Raw genomic sequence first — 18,379 nt, forward strand, 5'->3', positions numbered from 1 at the left:
TTTATTTAATTGTTTTTTGTTGAAAGTCCAACAGCTTCACCTATTAGTGTCGCTTTTGTACAATCCGTTACTTTTACATTTACAAAATCACCAATGTTATAGTTCTCCTTTGGAAACACTGCAACAATGGTATGCTGACTTCTTCCAGACCACTGGTCTTTAGATTTTTTAGATTCCTTCTCTACTAATATTTCAATAGTTTGTCCTAAAAACTGTCGTGTTCTAAATTCGCTATGTTCTAATTGAAGTGCTATAATTTCACTTAGTCTTCGTTTTTTTGTAGCCTCAGGAATATCATCTTCTAATTTACGTTCAGCCAATGTTCCAGGTCTTTCAGAATATGTAAACATATAACCAAAGTTATATTTTACATATTCCAATAGGCTTAAAGTGTCTTGGTGATCTTCTTCTGTTTCTGTTGGAAAACCAGCAATCATATCCTGACTTATAGCACAATTAGGGATAATTTTACGAATATTATCTATTAACGTAAAATACTCTTCGCGCGTATGTAAGCGATTCATTTCTTTTAAAATACGGTTGCTTCCGCTTTGCACCGGTAGATGAATGTGATTACAAATGTTATCAAATTTCGCCATCATTTTTATAACATCTAAACTCATGTCTTGAGGATTAGAAGTCGAAAAACGTATACGCATTTTTGGTTGTGCTTCTGCACATATTTGCAGCAGTTTCGAGAAATCTACAGCTGTAGCCTTTTGCATTTCTGAAGCTTTTACAAAATCTTTTTTCAGGCCTCCACCATACCAAAGGAAGCTGTCTACGTTTTGACCAAGTAAAGTAATTTCTTTATAGCCTTTACTCCAAAGATCATTAATTTCTTCTATTATACTTTGTGGATCACGACTGCGTTCTCGACCACGCGTAAAAGGAACAACACAAAAGGTACACATATTATCGCAACCACGCGTAATAGAAACTAAAGCAGTTACACCATTAGTATTTAAACGCACAGGAGAAATATCGCCATAAGTTTCGTCTTTAGATAGTACAACGTTGATAGCATCATGTCCATCTTCAACTTCAGCTAAAAGATTTGGTAAATCTTTATAAGCATCTGGTCCAACAACAAGATCAACAATTTTCTCTTCGTCTAAGAACTTACTTTTTAAGCGTTCTGCCATACAACCCAAAACACCAACTTTCATTTTAGGATTAATACGTTTTACAGCATTATATTTTTCTAAACGTTTTCTTACGGTTTGTTCAGCTTTATCTCGAATAGAGCAGGTGTTTACTAAAACTAAATCTGCATCTTCAAGTTTGTTTGTGGTGTTATAACCTTGTTTGTCTAGTATGGAAGCCACAATTTCACTGTCACTAAAATTCATAGCACAGCCATAGCTTTCTATAAAAAGTTTCTTCGAATTGTTTTCTTTTTGCTCTAAAATTAAAGCATCTCCTTGTTTATTTTCGTCTATTATTTTTTCCATAAATCTACTGAAAACAGTACAGGTCAAGTTTTAGGCCTCTTTATTATAGGCAGATGCAAATATATGTTATTCTGTAGATTATGACAATCTGACAGTGTGTTAAATTTTATATAAGAATTGTTGTTTTTAGATTTGATATATAATAAGGAGAGGTTAAAATGATTGATTTTAAGGAAACACTTTGCTTAAAAATTATTAAAATGAATGGCTTTTTGAGGGCTGGTTTAAAGGATTTTATAATTTTATATTTGATTGATTTGAATATAAATTAGGTTAATATATTTTTTTTGATATACATTTGTAACCTCTAAAAACCGAAGAATGGCGAAGAATTTAGTTATAGTTGAGTCACCTGCGAAAGCAAAAACAATCGAAAAATTTCTTGGAAAAGACTTTAAAGTAGAATCGAGTTATGGACACATTTCCGATTTGCCTTCCAAAGAATTAGGTGTTGATGTCGAAGGTGATTTCGATCCAAAATACGAAGTATCCTCTGATAAAAAAGCTATTGTAAAAAAGCTTAAAGATTTAGCGAAAAAAGCAGAAATGGTTTGGTTGGCTAGTGATGAGGATCGCGAAGGAGAAGCTATTGCTTGGCACTTAGCAGAGTCTCTAAATTTAGATAAAGAGAAAACGAAACGTATTGTTTTTCATGAGATTACTAAATCTGCAATCCAGAAAGCAGTAAAGAATCCTCGACAAATAGATTACGATTTGGTAGATGCACAACAAGCCCGTCGTGTGTTAGATAGAATTGTAGGTTACGAATTATCTCCAGTGTTATGGAGAAAAGTTAAAGGAGGTTTATCTGCTGGACGTGTGCAATCCGTTTCTGTGAGACTTATTGTCGAGAGAGAACGAGAAATTAATGAGTTTAATGCAGAAGCGTCATATAGAGTTGATGCAGAATTTTCAAATGAAGATGGACAATCTTTTAAAGCAAAATTACCAAAAGCAATTAAAACAAAAGAAGAGGCTTTTAAATTTTTAAAGGAGAATGCTAATACAACGTTTAAGGTTTCAGATTTAGAGAAAAAGCCAGCTAAGAAATCACCTTCAGCACCATTTACAACTTCAACATTACAACAAGAAGCCTCTAGGAAATTATATTTTTCAGTAAGTAAAACAATGACTATGGCGCAACGTCTATACGAAGCGGGTTTAATTACTTATATGAGAACAGATAGTGTAAACTTATCTAACGATGCAAAGCAAGGCGCGGCAAAAGAAATTGTCGATGCTTACGGAGAAGAATATGCAAAAGAACGTAATTATAAAGGAAAGTCTAAAGGTGCTCAAGAAGCCCACGAAGCAATAAGACCTACTAATTTTGCTGTACATACTGCCGGTTTGGATTACGATCAAACAAGATTATACGAGTTAATTTGGAAACGTGCCATTGCATCGCAAATGAGCGAAGCGCAATTAGAGCGTACCAATGTAAAAATAAATGCAGCTTCGCATAAACAGACGTTTACTGCTAATGGAGAGGTTATTACTTTTGATGGATTCTTGAAAGTGTATTTAGAAGGTACAGATGATGAGGATTTAGAACAACAAGAAGGTATGTTGCCCGCTATGAGAGTTGGTGAAGCTTTATTGAATAATACTATTACAGCAACAGAACGCTACTCTAGAGCGCCTTATAGATTTACTGAAGCTTCGCTTGTAAAGAAATTAGAAGAGCTTGGTATTGGTAGACCATCTACTTATGCACCTACAATTTCTACAATCCAAAATAGAAATTACGTAGAGAAAGGTACTATTGATGGTACAGAGCGTGACTACACGCAATTAGTTTTGAAAAATGGAGTTGTAAAAGATAATTTGCTTATTGAAAAAGTAGGCTCGGATAAAGGAAAGTTAGTGCCTACAGATATTGGTATTATTGTAACCAATTTCTTAGTTAATCATTTCGAAAGTATTTTAGATTATAGTTTTACTGCTAATGTAGAAAGCCAGTTTGATGATATTGCAGATGGTAAGGCAGACTGGAAAGATGTGATGAAGACTTTTTATAAAGATTTTCATCCTAAAGTAGTAGATGTACAGGAAAATGCAGAAAGAGAATCGGGAGAACGTATTTTAGGAGAAGATCCTAAATCGGGAAAACGTATAAGTGTGCGTTTAGGAAAATTTGGACCAATGGTACAAATGGGAACTGTAGACGATGAAGATAAACCAACATTTGCAAGTTTAAGTCCAGACCAACAACTAGGAAGCATTACGTTTGAAGAGGCTATGGATTTATTCAAGCTTCCAAAAAACTTAGGTGAATATAAAGGAGAGCCAGTAGAAGTTAATAATGGTCGTTTTGGACCTTATGTAAAATTTGGAGCTGCTTTTGTTTCTTTACCAAAAGGGAGTGATCCTTTAAAAGTGGAATTAGAAGAAGCAATTGAGCTAATCAAGGAAAAAGAAGAAGCAGACGCTCCTATATATATATACAAGGATTTACCTGTGCAAAAAGGAAAAGGACGTTTTGGGCCATTTATAAAGTGGAACAGCATGTTTATAAATGTCAATAAAAAGTACGATTGGGATAATTTATCTGACACTGATATTGTTGAGTTAATAGAAGTAAAGATTCAAAAAGAAATCGATAAAGTCATCCATAATTGGGAAGATGAAGGTATACGTGTAGAAAAAGCACGTTGGGGAAGATTCAATGTTTTACAAGGAAAAGTAAAGATTGAATTACCTAAAACGGTAGATGCAGCAGCTTTAACTTTGGATGAAGTAAAAGGTATTATCGAGAAAAACGCTCCAAAAAAGAAAGCAGCTAAAAAGAAGCCTGCGGCAAAAAAGAAAACTACAGCAAAGAAAACTACAGCAAAGAAAAAAACCACAGCTAAAAAGTAATAATGCTATTCATTTTTTAAATTCATTGTAAAAGAAAATGATTTTTTTCTTTACAAGAAATGGAAAAATAGAGAATAGCTTTAGTTATGGTTTCATGTTATATTGAATTATAAAGGAACGTTTTATTGCAGTTAATTTAAATGATAAAAGGATAGTATATGAATTTTAATTTTTTGTCTCCAGTTTCAGATGCGGTTTTAGCTCACGTAGAGTTATTATCAATACAAGCACTAGGGCGCAAATTGAAGATTCACTCTGCCCAGCAAGGTGTTCCAGATTTAGAAGGAGTATCAGTTGCTATTATAGGTGTTTTAGAAAACAGGAACGATGTTAATTATATAGGTGAAGAATTTCAGCTTAATGAAGTTAGAAAATCATTTTATGCTTTGTTCCCAGGAAGCTGGAACACAACTATTGCAGATTTAGGTGATATTAACAAAGGAGAGTCTGTGGAAGATACTTATTTCGCTCTAAAGACTACCGTATCTATATTAATTCAGAAAAAAATCATTCCTATTATTTTAGGAGGAAGTCAAGACTTAACCTATGCTGTTTATCGTGCATACGATAATTTAATGCCTATGGTTAATATAGTTAATGTTGACTCTTGCTTCGATTTAGGGGATTCTGCTAAGCCAATAAAAAATAATAGCTTTGTTGGTAAGGTGATTTTAGATGAGCCTTATAATTTGTTTAATTATGCAACTCTAGGTTCTCAAACCTATTTTAATTCGCAAGAAGAAATAGATTTAATGGAACGTTTGTATTTTGAAGCCTATCGTTTAGGAGAAGTGTCAAACGATATAACTATTGCAGAGCCAGTTATGCGAGATGCTAACGTGGTAAGTATAGATTTGGGTGTTGTAAAAGCATCTGAAGTAAGTTTAAAGCAAAGGCTGTCTCCAAATGGGTTAGATGGAAAAGAAATTTGTGCTATTGCACGTTATGCAGGTATTAGTAATAAAGTTTCAGCATTCGGAATATTTGAGTATAAACCATCTTATGACGATGAAGTAACAGCGATGTTAATATCGCAAATGATATGGTATTTTATAGAAGGTGTTAATTGTAGGGTTAAAGATGACGACTTTTTAGATGATAATAATCACCAAAAATTTACTACTTTAGCAGACGCTGAAGAATTAGTTTTCTATAAAAGTACGAAAACGGGTAGATGGTGGATAGAAATACCTTTTTTAGCAAATGTTAATAATAAATTAAAAAAGCACACGTTATTACCTTGCACGCACCAAGACTATTTAGACGCTTGTAACGGCAAAACACCCGATAGATGGTATAAAGCCTATCAGAAGAATAGTATATAATTATTAGGAATAACCCAGTTTTAACATTTTATTTGTCGTTTAAGAGTAATTTTAACACGATAAAATGTTTTTTTTATTCCTTTAAAAAGTTGTTTTTTAAAAAATATATAAATAAGTTTACGCTCTTAAAATTTAGGAGTATACAATTAACCTCGAGCTTTCAATGATTATGAAGAAGTTTTTATTAATAACAGTAGTTTTAACACTTTTAGCAAGTTGTGGTTCTAAAGATAGAGGACAACTGGTTGGCGTTAAAGGAAAGAAATGGCATCCAGAAAAACCTTACGGTATGACCTTGGTTCCTGGAGGAGCATTTATTATGGGTAAAGCCGATGATGATTTAGCTGGTATTCAAGATGCACCTTCTAAAACCGTAACCGTTAGAGCTTTCTACATGGACGAAACAGAAATCACTAATAGTGAGTATCGATCATTCGTAGAATGGGTAAGAGATTCTACCATTAGAACTAAATTAGCAATCTTAGCCGATGAAGTTGGAGAAACTGGAGGAGATGGTGGAGAGCCAGGTATTGGACAATTTGCCTTTAAAGATGCAAATGAGGAAGAAATGACACCTTACGACCAATACATGCTAGATAACTATAGTGGTCTTGGTGAAACAGGTTACGAAGGAAGAAAATTAAACCACGATGTTGATTTAGTTTTTGATACTGCAGAATATCCAGACGAATTCTATGTAGAAGTTATGGACACTATGTATCTTCCTATAGAAGAGTCTTACAATGGACAACGTACTTGGGATGTTACTAAATTCAAGTTTCAATATACTTATATGGATATTGAAAAAGCAGCAAAAAACAAAAATCTACGTCGTAAAGATGTTATTATAAAAGAAGAAGTAACAATATACCCAGATACTACAGCTTGGATTAGAGATTTTGCTTATTCTTATAACGAGCCAATGCACAACGATTATTTCTGGCATGACGCTTATGGCGATTATCCTGTAGTAGGTGTGTCTTGGAAACAAGCGAAAGCATTTTGCCAATGGAGAACATTAGTTCACAATACGTATAGAAAAGAAAAGAAAATACATTATGTAAACTCTTACCGTTTACCTTCTGAAGCAGAATGGGAATACGCAGCAAGAGGAGGTTTGCAAGCAGCAACTTATCCTTGGGGAGGACCATATGCTAAAAACGATCGCGGTTGTTTTATGGCGAATTTTAAACCATTGCGTGGAGATTACGCGGCAGATCAATCATTATATACAGTAGAGGCAAATGCTTTCGAACAAAACGATTTTGGCCTATATAATATGGCAGGAAACGTTTCGGAATGGGTAAATGCTTCATACGATCCAGCTTCATATGAGTATATGTCTACAATTAATCCAAGTGTAAACGTCGCAAGTAACCAACGTAAAGTAGTTAGAGGTGGTTCTTGGAAAGATGTTGCATACTTCTTACAAGTAAGTTCAAGAGATTACGAATACGCAGATTCTGCAAGAAGTTACATTGGCTTTAGAACAGTTCAAGATTACATGGGAACTGAAGTTACTGCAAACTCATCAAAATAATAAATCAACCCAAATAAACAATAATCAAAACTTAAAACTTAGAAATTATGGCACAAAAAGGTAAAATCACAATAACTAACATGATTTATGGATTAGGAGCAGCAATTGTAATTGTTGGAGCCCTATTTAAAATTCAACACTGGCCATTGGCTTCAGAAATTTTAACTGTAGGTATGATTGTGGAGGCTTTAGTATTTACATATTCTGCGTTCGAGAGACAATCTTCAGATTTAGATTGGTCTTTAGTATATCCAGAATTAGCAGGCGGGATGACGACAACTAAAAACGGAAAATTAGAAGAACCTAAAGATGCTGAAGGTCTATTATCAAAAAAATTAGACAACTTATTAAAGGATGCTAAAATTGATGGTGAATTAATGGCAAGTTTAGGAAATAGTATTAAAAATTTCGAAGGTGCTGCAAAAGGAATCGCTCCTTCGGTAGAAGCAATGACTGCAACAAAAAAGTATGGAGAAGAAATGTCTCTTGCTGCTGCACAAATGGAATCTTTAAATAGCTTATACAAAGTACAAATGGAATCTGCTAGCCGTCAAGCGACTATTAACGAGGAGTCTGTTGTAAATGCAAACAAGTTAAAAGAGCAAATGCAATCATTAGCATCTAACTTATCTTCTTTAAACGGAGTTTATGGAGGTATGTTATCGGCAATGAACAAAAACTAATTAGTAATTAGTATCACTAATATTAATAATTAAAAAAACTAATTAGACATGGCAGGAGGAAAAGCATCTGCAAGGCAGAAAATGATTAACTTGATGTATTTAGTATTCATCGCAATGATGGCTATGAATATGTCAAAAGAAGTGCTATCAGCATTTGGACTTATGGAAGCGAAGTTTGCGACTTCAAATGAGGACACTACTGAAAGAAACGCTGCTTTATTAGCAGATTTAGAGAAAAAAGGAGAGGAAAAACCAGAAGAATTTTTAGCTTCATCGGCAAAAGCTCAACGTGTAAATTCTATCTCAGAAGGTTTTTATAACTACATAGAAACTTTAAAGGTAGACTTATTAAAAAAAGGAAAGTATGCTATTAATCCGGAGACAGGTAAACTGCCTTTCGAGGAAATGGATAAGACAGATATTTTGGATGCTACTTGGTTTACAGGAGATCGTTTAACAAAGAAGGGTGAAGAAGTAATGAGTAAGATTGCTGCTTACAAAACTGACGTTAAGGCGGTTCTTGGTGATGATATTAAATATGGTCCGGCTTTAAAAAGTTTCGAGGATTTATTTTCAACTGCTCAAGAAGAGGATAGAGATGGAAAGAAAATTGACTGGTTAGATTATAACTTTAAAGGTTTTCCAGCAATTGCTTCTTATACTAAACTTACAGCAATGCAGAACGATGTTAAAGTAACAGAGGCTAATATGATGAACCTTTTTCTAGGTAACGTATTAACTAGTGCTGTATCACTTAACAAATACCAAGCAATTATTTTGGCTGATAAATCTGCGTTTTTTGCAGGAGAAAAATTTCAAGGTAAAGTAGTTATTGGTAAATATGCAAAAGTACCTCCAACTAAATTAGTTGTTCAAGGTAAAGAAATTAACTTAGAAGAAGCTATTGATTCTACTGGTGCTGCAACTTTAGATTTTAATGTTGGTAGCGTTGGAGAGCATGATATTGAGGGTAAATTTACCTTCTTAGAAGACGGCAAGCCTTTAGAGATAAATATTAAGGGTAACTATGTAGTAGTACCAAGACCAAATTCGGCGACTATATCTGCAGACAAAATGAATGTTGTTTATAGAGGTGTAGTAAACCCGATGACTATTTCTTTTGCTGGTGTTCCAGATAATAAAGTAACTGCTGCAGCTACTGGTTTAACTAAAGGAAGTGGAATTGGCAAATATAACATGGTACCTACTTCTGGTAGAGAAGTTACTATTAGTGTAAGTGCAACTTTAGATGATGGCTCAAGAGCATCAGATAAAGCAGTATTTAGAATTAAAGATATTCCATCGCCAACAGGTAAAATGGCTGGTTTCTCTTCAGGTAAATTACCTAGAAAAAATGTTGAAATAGGTAAAGTAGTAGCAGTGCTAGAAGACTTTGATTTTAATTTACCTTTAACGGTAACAGGATTTAAATTTAAAGTACCGGGGCAACCTAGTGTAACCGTCTCTGGTAACAGATTAAATGGTCAGGCTAAAGGTGCTTTGCTTAAGGCAAAAAGAGGAGCAACGGTTACTATATTTGATATAAAATCTAAGTCAAGTGCTGGACCAAGAATTAAAACTTCGTCTCCAATAGTTATAGAGTTATCTAACTAATCAACTTTGTAATTAATTAATATTAAAAGAGTAAACAAATGAATTTTAAATCTTTATTAGCAGTATTATGTGGAGTATTGATCTCTTCTAATGTATGTGCTCAGGCTAACCTTTTAAATGCTAAATCTCCTACGGAGATTGGTGTTAAAACTGAAGAACAAAAAGCTTTAGACAACGATAAACCATTGGAATATGGTTATGTTGACGATAGAGATATTATGTTCGCTAAAATGACTTGGGAAAAAGTGATTTTGGATGAGCGTGTTAATTTCCCATTATATTATCCTATAGATACAAATAATATTGGAAATAACAGACGTTCATTGTTTGATGTATTTACAAAAGCTATAGCAGATGGTGAAATTGAAAGCGTTTATAACGATTCTTATTTTACAGGCAAGCGAACAGCTAAAGAAATGGAAGATATATCTACTAAAATTGATACTTTGCCTATTGGTATTGATCAATTTAATGCTGAAGGTATTATTGATCCAGAATATATTACAGAAGTTCATATTGGTTCAGCCGATATTAAAGCCTATTTTATTAAAGGATTGTGGTATTTTGATAAACGTCAAGGAGAATTGAAATATCGTTTATTAGGTATTGCACCTGCAGGACCGGATATAAACTTTACAGATCAAGATGATTTAATTCCATACTTTTGGATATTCTTCCCAGATGCTAGAGAAGTATTACATGAAGCAAAATCATTCAATGATAAAAATAGTGCAGTACCGTTTTCTTTCGATCACATTTTAAACGCACGTCGTTTTAATGGACATATTATAAAGGAAGAAAATGTTTTTGGTGACCGTACAGTTGAAGAGTATATTCCTGAAAATGCATTAATGCAACTCTTAGAATCTAAAAGAATTAAAGAAAAAATTAGAAACTTCGAGTTAGATATGTGGTCATACTAATTTTAAACAAAATAAGTTCTAAAAACGCTCACTTGAAAAAGTGAGCGTTTTTTTATTATATACAGTCAATTCTGTTATTCTGTATTTGATTTAGAATTGACATTAATCTTTATCTTTGTAGAATGAAAGTAGATTACATAATAGTAGGTTGTGGTTTAGCAGGTATTGCCTTTTGTGAGCAATTATTAGCCAATAATAAGACGTTTGTAGTATTCGATAATAATTCTCAACAGTCTTCAACAGTTGCGGGAGGATTATATAATCCTGTTACGTTAAAACGTTTTACACCCGTTTGGCTAAGTAAAATACAATTAGATTTGGCTTTACCAATGTATTCTAAAATTGAAAAAAGGTTGAATGTTAAGTTAGATTACAAAATTCCTGTTAGAAGGCGCTTCATGTCTTTAGTAGAACAAAACAACTGGTTTTCGAGATCTGATCGCGTAGGGCTTTCAGATTATATGTCTTTAGATATTCATAAGAATACAAATCAATATATTAATTCAGAATTCGGTTTTGGTGAGGTGTTAAAAACGGGTAGGATAGATACTAAATTGTTAGTTTCAGAATATAGGAAGGACTTATCAAAAGAAAATTTGTTGTTTCGAGAGTCCATAGATTATAATGAAATTCAATTTCAAGAAAACGCAATAGCATATAAAGAGATTGTCGCAAACTATATTGTGTTTGCTGAAGGTTTTGGAATTAAAGATAATCCCTTTTTTAATACTTTGCCGTTAGAGGGTAGTAAAGGTGAATTGGTAACTATTATAGCTCCTAATTTAAAGTTGGACTACGTTTTAAAATCTAGTGTATTTATTATACCGTTAGGTCATGATATTTACAGAATTGGCTCTACTAACGAACGAATAGTTAAGGATAATGTTATTACTACTAAAGCTAAAGAAGAACTTGTAAACAAGCTAAAAGCAATCATTACTTGTGATTTTGAAGTGGTAGATCAAGTTGCAGGAATAAGACCAACAGTGCGCGATAGAAGACCTTTGGTTGGTAAACATTCAAAACATAAAAATATTGCTGTTTTAAATGGCTTGGGAAATAGAGGTGTTATGATTGGACCATACGTAGCACAACAACTTTTTAACCATATCGAAAATAATTCGCCTTTAGATAATGAATTGGATATTGCTAGATTTGATAATTAATTTTTTTAATTCTGCATTTTACTAAGTGTAAACTATAGCCCTAGAGGCTATTATATTTATAGCTTTTAGATAAAATATCTATTTATAATGTAGTTAGCTTATTTTTTTGCCTTTGTATTATCGTAATTCATAAAGAGGTTTATCCATATGTTTCTAGACAATCTAACAATAATAGGGTAGAATATAACTTGCGAAGCTATAATGGCAATAATAGATTGATTAAGCGTGCTTTCAAATAATAAGTAACTAAGTACAAAAGCAATGACAGCAAAAGCAATGCCTACACCATAACTTACATACATCGAGCCATAGAAAAATGAAGGTTCCATTTTATATTTTGTACTGCAATGACTACATTTCTCATGCATACTAAAAAGTGCTGTGATAGCATAAGGGTTTTTATTTGTGTACATTGACTCTTCGTGACATTTTGGGCAAACACCTGTAAATATTCCGTAGAGTTTAGATCCTTTATTAAACATATAATTTATGTACTTTTGCAGACGTTAATTAATAATGCGAAGTTAAGCTATAGTGTTTAATTTTGTGTAACATAAGTCACATATCAATGCTAAACATCCATAATCTATCTATTTCATTTCAAGGCGAATACTTGTTTGAAGACCTCACGTTTAAACTAGGGAATGGAGACCGCGTAGGACTTATAGGTAAAAACGGTGCAGGAAAGTCTACCATGCTAAAAATACTTGCAAAAGAATTAGAGCCAGATTCTGGACAAATTGCAGGAGATAAAGATTTAAAAATTGGCTTCTTAAAACAGGATATCGATTTTGTGTTAGGTAGAACTGTTTTAGAAGAATCGTATCAAGCTTTTGTAGAAATAAAAGCGATTGAAGCTCAAATGGATGTTATAAACAACCAATTTGCAGAACGTACAGATTATGAAAGTGAAGGTTACAATCAATTAATGATAGATCTAAACGAAATCCAACACCAATACGAAATTCTTGGAGGTTATAACTATCAAGGTGAAACAGAAAAAATTCTTCAAGGTTTAGGTTTTAAAAGGGAAGATTTTGAAAAACTTACGGATACGTTTTCTGGAGGTTGGAGAATGCGAATAGAATTAGCAAAATTATTACTTCAAAATAATGATGTTTTGCTACTCGATGAGCCAACAAATCACTTGGATATTGAATCTATAATTTGGTTAGAAGGCTTTTTGAGAAATTATGCTGGAGCCGTTGCAATAGTATCTCACGATAAAATGTTTTTAGATAATGTAACGAATAGAACGATTGAAATTTCTTTAGGGCGTATTTACGATTATCCAAAACCATACTCTAAATACCTTGTGTTACGTGAGGAGTTAAGAACGCAGCAGTTAGCTTCACAAAAAAATCAGCAAAAACAAATTGAGCAAACCGAAAAGCTAATAGAAAAATTTAGAGCTAAAGCGTCTAAAGCCACTATGGCACAATCGCTTATTAAAAAACTGGATAAAATAGACAGAATCGAGGTCGATGAAGATGATAATAGTGTCATGACATTAAACTTTCCAGTCTCTATAACACCAGGGAAAGTAGTAGTCGAAACTGAAGCTATTTCTAAAAATTATGGTGACAATCAAGTCTTATCTAATATCGATTTATTAATTGAACGCGATGCTAAAACAGCATTTGTTGGACAAAACGGTCAAGGTAAATCTACTTTAGCAAAAATTCTTGTTGGAGATATTAAGCATCATGGTTTATTAAAATTAGGACATAATGTGCAGATAGGATACTTTGCTCAAAATCAAGCAGAATATTTAGATGGAACTAAAACGGTTTTAGATATCATGATTGATGCTGCAAACGAAACCAATAGAAGTAAGGTACGTGATATTTTAGGTTCGTTTTTGTTTCGTGGCGATGAAGTAGAAAAATTTGTGAGAGTATTATCCGGTGGAGAGCGAAACCGTCTGGCACTAGCCAAGCTAATGTTGCAACCATTTAATGTGCTTATAATGGATGAACCTACTAATCACTTGGATATAAAATCTAAAAATGTTTTAAAAGATGCTTTAAAACGATTTGAAGGCACATTAATATTAGTATCTCATGATAGAGATTTTTTACAAGGTTTAACATCTACGGTTTACGAGTTTAAAGATGAAAAAATAAAGAAATATTTAGGCGATATCGATTATTATCTAGAGAAGCGTCAAGTTGATAATTTGCGTGAAGTAGAAAAACGTACAGTTACAAAAACGGCTCCCAAAGAAAAAAACAAACAATCTTACGAAGACCAAAAGAAAGTAAAATCACTTAATAATAAGTTAAGTAATACGGAGTCTAAAATCAGTCAACTAGAAAAAGAAATTAAAGAGATTGATGTCGAGTTAGCTATTAATTATGATGAGACCGTAGCGCTACCTAATTTCTTTGCAAGTTATCAAGCAAAAAAAGACAAACTAGACAAGCTCATGGAAAATTGGGAAGGTATAACACTTCAATTGGAGGATTTTAGCTAATTCTTTTTAAGTTTTCTTTAACGCTTATCGACTAAACTAAAGCCTAATTTTGCGGTCTTATTTATTAAAACCAAATTAATGCGTAAAATTATACTATCCATACTAGGTGTTTTGTTTATTGCGGTGTCTTTTTTGCTTGCGAAAAAAATGACGGCAGATAAAAATAAGCCAAAACCAGTAGCTGCAAAAGTGATTAAAACTGTATTTATAGATACGGTTCAAAATACTACAATACCTATAGTAATTCCAGCAAATGGAAATTTAAAAGCAAAGCAGCGCGTTGAGATATATTCAGAAGTTCAAGGTGTATTTCGCTCGGGAAGCTATTTGTTTAGACCAGGACAAAACTACAGAAAAGGACAAACGCTAATACGTGTTGATGCTTCCGAGTACTATGCTACCGTGCAATCTTCAAAAAGTAATTTATACAATTCTATTGCTGCAATAATGCCTGATTTACGCTTAGATTTCCCAGAAGTATTTCAAAAATGGCAAACCTATTTAAATGGTTTTGATTTAGATAAAACAACGCCAAAGTTGCCAGAGATGACTTCAGAAAAAGAGAATTATTTTATTATTGGCCGTGGTATTGTAACCAATTATTTTAACGTAAAAAATCAAGAGCAACGTTTAGCTAAATATTCGATTAAAGCGCCTTTTTCAGGAATTTTAACCGAAGCTTTGGCAACAGAAGGTTCTTTGATTAGAAGCGGACAAAAATTAGGCGAATTTATTAATCCTTCGGTTTACGAAATGGAAGTGGCATTAAGTAAAACGTATGCAAGTCTTTTAAAAGTTGGAGAAGAAGTTGTCTTAAATAATATCGAACGTACCGAAACTTATTTGGGTCGTATTTCACGTGTAAATGGAAATATTGACGCCACAACGCAAACCATAACTGCATTTATTGAAGTGAAAAATGAAAGTCTTAAGGAAGGGATGTATCTCGAGGCAAACGTAAATGCAAAAGAAGAAAATAATGCTATTGAGATTAATAGAAATTTATTTTTAGATACAGAACAAATATTTGTAGTCAGAGATAGTATTCTTGATATTATAGATGTTAAGGCTGTTTATTTTTCGGATTCTAAAGTGGTATTAAAAAATATTCCAGATGGTACAGTTATATTATCAAAGCCGCTTCCCGGAGCTTACGCAGGGATGTTGGTTAAACCATACAGTACTAAAGTGGTTAAGACTCTAGAGGTTTCTAAATCTAATAAAGCAAAATAAGTCATGAGAAAACTGATTGCTTATTTTATAAAACACAGTGTTGCAGTAAATATTGTGATGTGGACCTTCCTCATTTTCGGTGCTGTTGGAGCATATAACTTAAAATCGTCTTTCTTCCCATTAATTGATTCTAAGAACATCAATATTAATGTAACCTATCCTGGTGCCTCACCTCAAGAAGTTGAAGAAGGTATTGTTCTTAAAATTGAAGACAATCTTAAAGGTTTAAACGGCATTGAACGTGTTACTTCTACGTCGAGGGAAAATAGTGGAAACATAAATATTGAAATTCAAAAAGGAAAAGACATTGATTTTATGCTTCTTGAAATTAAGAATGCTGTAGATCGTGTACCATCATTTCCAATAGGGATGGAGCCTTTAATTGTTGCAAAACAAGAAGCTTTAAGACCAACAATTTCATTCGCTATTAGTGGCTCTAATATTCCTTTAGCAACATTAAAGCAGATTGGACGACAAGTCGAGAACGATTTGCGAGGTATTGATGGGATTTCACAAATACAAATTTCTGGGTATCCAGCAGAAGAAATTGAAATTGCTATTAACGAAACTAATTTATTAGCTTATAATTTATCCTTTTCCGAGGTTTCAAGTGCCATTAATCAATCTAGTTTAATTACTACTGGAGGTACTATTAAAACAGATGCCGAAGAATACCTTATTAGAGCTAATTCTCGGTCTTACTATGCAGATGAGCTATCAAACTTAGTTGTAAAATCTGAGGCTTCAGGACTAATTATTAGGTTAAAAGATATTGCTGTTGTACGAGATCAGTTTTCAGAAACTTCAAATGCTAATTTTTTTAATGGAAACTTGTCCATTAATATAACCATTACGAGTACAAACACTGAAGATTTAATTTCTTCAGCAGAAAAAGCAAAAGAATACATTGAAGAATTCAATCAAAAATATGATAATGTTCAATTAAGTGTAGTGAGGGATTTATCTGTAACACTAACACAGCGTAAAGATTTATTATCTGAGAATGCTGTTATTGGGATGATATTGGTATTAATGTTTTTATCGTTATTTCTGAATACGCGATTAGCGTTTTGGGTAGCAGTTGGTTTACCTGTTGCTTTTGCAGGGATGTTTATGTTTGCGGCTTACTTTAACGTAACCATAAATGTGTTATCGCTTTTTGGGATGATTATTGTAATTGGTATATTGGTAGATGATGGTATTGTAATTGCCGAAAATATTTATCAGCATTATGAAAAAGGAAAAACACCGGAGCAAGCAGCGATTGATGGTGTTATGGAAGTGTTGCCTGCTATTGTCTCTGCAATTCTTACAACAATTTTGGCCTTTTCTATTTTCTTGTTTTTAGATGGAAGAATAGGAGAGTTTTTTGGGGAGGTTTCTGTGGTCGTAATTTTAACTTTAGTTGTTTCTCTTGTAGAGGCTTTAATTATTTTACCAGCGCATTTAGCACATTCTAAAGCTTTAAGGAAACAAAGTAATACACCAAAAGAAGGTATAGCTGGCGTGTTTCAAAGGGTGTTTTCTAAATTGCGTTACATTAATATGTTTGGAGATAAAGTCATGACTTGGCTTCGTGATAAATTGTATAGTCCTACGTTAAGATTCGCTTTAAAGTATAAGTTTTTAACTTTTTCATTTTTTATTGTCTTCTTAATTTTAACCAAAGCTAGTTTTGATAGCGGTATCATTAGAGGTGCTTTTTTCCCAACAATAGCCAGTGATAGGATTAGTATATCACTAAATATGCCTAATGGTACAACAGAGAAAGTAACAGACAGTATTATTTCATTTATTGAAACTAAAGCGATTGAAGTTACCAAAGAAATAAATGATGAATATATTGGTGAAGATTCTGAAAAGTATTTGGTAGAAAATATGATTAAGAATATTGGGCCAGGTTCATCAACAGCATCTTTAGCAATAAACTTGTTGCCAGGAGAAGAACGACCTAATGAAATTACGTCTGCTTTAGTGTCCAATAGAATTCAAGAACGTGTTGGAGCAATATTTGGTGCCGAAAGTTTAGTTTTTGGAAGTGGCGGGAATTTTGGAGGAAGTCCTGTTTCAATATCATTATTAGGAAATGATATTATTGAATTAAAAGCAGCCAAGCTTTTTAGGTAAACTTAGTAAAGCAGTAGCAGGAAAATCTAAAGTAGATGAAGACGTTTTAGATAACCTTGAAGAGGTTTTAGTATCCAGTGATGTTGGTGTAAATACAACGCTTAAAGTAATTACACGTATTGAAGAGCGCGTAGCAAAAGATAAATATTTAGGAACAGACGAACTTAATAAAATCCTTCGCGAAGAAATAGCAGGCTTATTAAGTGAAACCAATTCTGGTGAAGATACAGAATACACGATCCCAAAATTAGCACCACAAGCAGACGGAACAAAAACACCCTATGTATTAATGGTTGTTGGCGTAAATGGCGTTGGCAAAACAACAACTATTGGTAAGTTGGCTTACCAATTTAAAAAGCAAGGGTTAACTGTTGTTTTAGGTGCTGCAGACACGTTTAGAGCAGCGGCAATAGAACAATTACAAGTTTGGGGCAGATAGAGTAGATGTGCCAATGGTACGTCAAAATATGGGATCTGATCCAGCAAGTGTTGCTTTCGATGCTTTAGAATCTGGAGTGACCCAAAATGCAGATGTTATTATTATTGACACAGCAGGACGTTTACACAATAAGGGTTAACTTAATGAATGAGTTAACTAAAGTAAAACGTGTTATGCAAAAAGTAATTGGAGATGCGCCACACGACGTTTTATTGGTTTTAGATGGTTCTACGGGACAAAATGCATTCGAACAAGCAAAACAGTTTACAGCCGCCACAGAAGTAACTTCACTTGCAGTAACCAAATTAGATGGAACAGCAAAAGGTGGAGTTGTTATTGGTATTAGTGACCAATTTTAAAATCCCTGTTAAAAAATATTGGTGTTGGTGAAGGTCTTGAAGTTACAAGTCTTTAATAAGCATGAGTTTGTGGATAGCTTCTTTAAGTAATAAATTCAAGGGAGTTCTGAAGTCTTATTAATTGATTTAAGACTAAAAAAAGCGAATAAATTATGTTTACACCTGCTATAAGAGTATT

The 18,379-nt window shown here is 33.2% G+C and carries 11 protein-coding genes and 2 pseudogenes; 11 read left to right on the forward strand and 2 right to left on the reverse strand.

Going from position 1 to position 18,379, the window contains the following annotated elements; genetic code table 11:
• Positions 1-5: 5 nt before the first annotated feature.
• The gene (gene miaB / locus RH82_RS13415; RefSeq protein WP_034061438.1) at positions 6-1,454 is read right to left on the reverse strand and encodes a tRNA (N6-isopentenyl adenosine(37)-C2)-methylthiotransferase MiaB; all 1,449 of its coding nucleotides are present in this window, start codon (positions 1,452-1,454) and stop codon (positions 6-8) included.
• A gap of 321 nt (positions 1,455-1,775) precedes the next feature.
• On the opposite strand from miaB, the gene topA reads away from it, so the two are divergent.
• From topA to RH82_RS13450, 7 genes are all read left to right on the forward strand, one after another.
• Positions 1,776-4,316, forward strand: coding sequence for a type I DNA topoisomerase (gene topA, locus RH82_RS13420; RefSeq protein ID WP_034061439.1), 2,541 nt, complete (start codon positions 1,776-1,778; stop codon positions 4,314-4,316).
• A 158-nt stretch (positions 4,317-4,474) separates the two neighbouring features.
• Positions 4,475-5,641 (forward strand): formimidoylglutamase, encoded by a 1,167-nt coding sequence (locus RH82_RS13425; RefSeq protein ID WP_034061440.1) that lies wholly within the window; start codon positions 4,475-4,477, stop codon positions 5,639-5,641.
• Positions 5,642-5,810: 169 nt separating this feature from the next.
• Positions 5,811-7,181 (forward strand): T9SS ring complex lipoprotein PorK/GldK, encoded by a 1,371-nt coding sequence (gene porK / locus RH82_RS13430; protein WP_034061441.1) that lies wholly within the window; start codon positions 5,811-5,813, stop codon positions 7,179-7,181.
• A 47-nt stretch (positions 7,182-7,228) separates the two neighbouring features.
• The gene (gene porL, locus RH82_RS13435) at positions 7,229-7,864 is read left to right on the forward strand and encodes a type IX secretion system motor protein PorL/GldL (protein ID WP_034061442.1); all 636 of its coding nucleotides are present in this window, start codon (positions 7,229-7,231) and stop codon (positions 7,862-7,864) included.
• Positions 7,865-7,912: 48 nt separating this feature from the next.
• A complete protein-coding gene (porM, locus tag RH82_RS13440; RefSeq protein WP_034061443.1) occupies positions 7,913-9,478 on the forward strand; it encodes a type IX secretion system motor protein PorM/GldM in 1,566 nt (521 codons plus the stop codon).
• A 38-nt stretch (positions 9,479-9,516) separates the two neighbouring features.
• The gene (gene porN / locus RH82_RS13445) at positions 9,517-10,401 is read left to right on the forward strand and encodes a type IX secretion system ring subunit PorN/GldN (protein WP_034061445.1); all 885 of its coding nucleotides are present in this window, start codon (positions 9,517-9,519) and stop codon (positions 10,399-10,401) included.
• Between the two features lie 122 nt (positions 10,402-10,523).
• Complete coding sequence (locus RH82_RS13450) at positions 10,524-11,567, forward strand: NAD(P)/FAD-dependent oxidoreductase (protein WP_034061447.1); 1,044 nt, start codon at positions 10,524-10,526, stop codon at positions 11,565-11,567.
• A gap of 98 nt (positions 11,568-11,665) precedes the next feature.
• Here RH82_RS13450 and RH82_RS13455 read toward each other — a convergent pair whose 3' ends face one another.
• Positions 11,666-12,049, reverse strand: a complete 384-nt coding sequence (locus RH82_RS13455) for a DUF983 domain-containing protein (protein WP_034061448.1) — start codon at positions 12,047-12,049, stop codon at positions 11,666-11,668.
• Positions 12,050-12,135: 86 nt separating this feature from the next.
• On the opposite strand from RH82_RS13455, the gene RH82_RS13460 reads away from it, so the two are divergent.
• The 4 genes and pseudogenes from RH82_RS13460 to ftsY form a co-directional block, all read left to right on the forward strand.
• A complete protein-coding gene (locus tag RH82_RS13460) occupies positions 12,136-14,043 on the forward strand; it encodes an ABC-F family ATP-binding cassette domain-containing protein (RefSeq protein WP_034061449.1) in 1,908 nt (635 codons plus the stop codon).
• A 78-nt stretch (positions 14,044-14,121) separates the two neighbouring features.
• Positions 14,122-15,276, forward strand: a complete 1,155-nt coding sequence (locus RH82_RS13465; protein ID WP_034061451.1) for an efflux RND transporter periplasmic adaptor subunit — start codon at positions 14,122-14,124, stop codon at positions 15,274-15,276.
• Between the two features lie 3 nt (positions 15,277-15,279).
• Positions 15,280-17,391, forward strand: a pseudogene (locus RH82_RS13470) (efflux RND transporter permease subunit); the annotation flags it as partial.
• Positions 17,390-18,291, forward strand: a pseudogene (gene ftsY, locus RH82_RS13475) (signal recognition particle-docking protein FtsY); the annotation flags it as partial. The pseudogenes RH82_RS13470 and ftsY, both read left to right, overlap by 2 nt.
• Positions 18,292-18,379: the final 88 nt, after the last annotated feature.

Origin of the sequence: Lacinutrix jangbogonensis (assembly GCF_000797445.1) — a bacterium.
Classification (GTDB): domain Bacteria; phylum Bacteroidota; class Bacteroidia; order Flavobacteriales; family Flavobacteriaceae; genus Lacinutrix; species Lacinutrix jangbogonensis.

Excerpts from the sequence above, each read along its gene's own strand:
- topA (WP_034061439.1), top strand. The coding sequence starts at position 1,776 with ATGGCGAAGAATTTAGTTATAGTTGAGTCACCTGCGAAAGCAAAAACA.
- porK (WP_034061441.1), top strand. The coding sequence starts at position 5,811 with ATGAAGAAGTTTTTATTAATAACAGTAGTTTTAACACTTTTAGCAAGT.
- porN (WP_034061445.1), top strand. The coding sequence starts at position 9,517 with ATGAATTTTAAATCTTTATTAGCAGTATTATGTGGAGTATTGATCTCT.
- RH82_RS13460 (WP_034061449.1), top strand. The coding sequence starts at position 12,136 with ATGCTAAACATCCATAATCTATCTATTTCATTTCAAGGCGAATACTTG.
- RH82_RS13450 (WP_034061447.1), top strand. The coding sequence starts at position 10,524 with ATGAAAGTAGATTACATAATAGTAGGTTGTGGTTTAGCAGGTATTGCC.
- porM (WP_034061443.1), top strand. The coding sequence starts at position 7,913 with ATGGCAGGAGGAAAAGCATCTGCAAGGCAGAAAATGATTAACTTGATG.
- porL (WP_034061442.1), top strand. The coding sequence starts at position 7,229 with ATGGCACAAAAAGGTAAAATCACAATAACTAACATGATTTATGGATTA.
- RH82_RS13425 (WP_034061440.1), top strand. The coding sequence starts at position 4,475 with ATGAATTTTAATTTTTTGTCTCCAGTTTCAGATGCGGTTTTAGCTCAC.
- RH82_RS13455 (WP_034061448.1), bottom strand. The coding sequence starts at position 12,049 with ATGTTTAATAAAGGATCTAAACTCTACGGAATATTTACAGGTGTTTGC.
- miaB (WP_034061438.1), bottom strand. The coding sequence starts at position 1,454 with ATGGAAAAAATAATAGACGAAAATAAACAAGGAGATGCTTTAATTTTA.
- RH82_RS13465 (WP_034061451.1), top strand. The coding sequence starts at position 14,122 with ATGCGTAAAATTATACTATCCATACTAGGTGTTTTGTTTATTGCGGTG.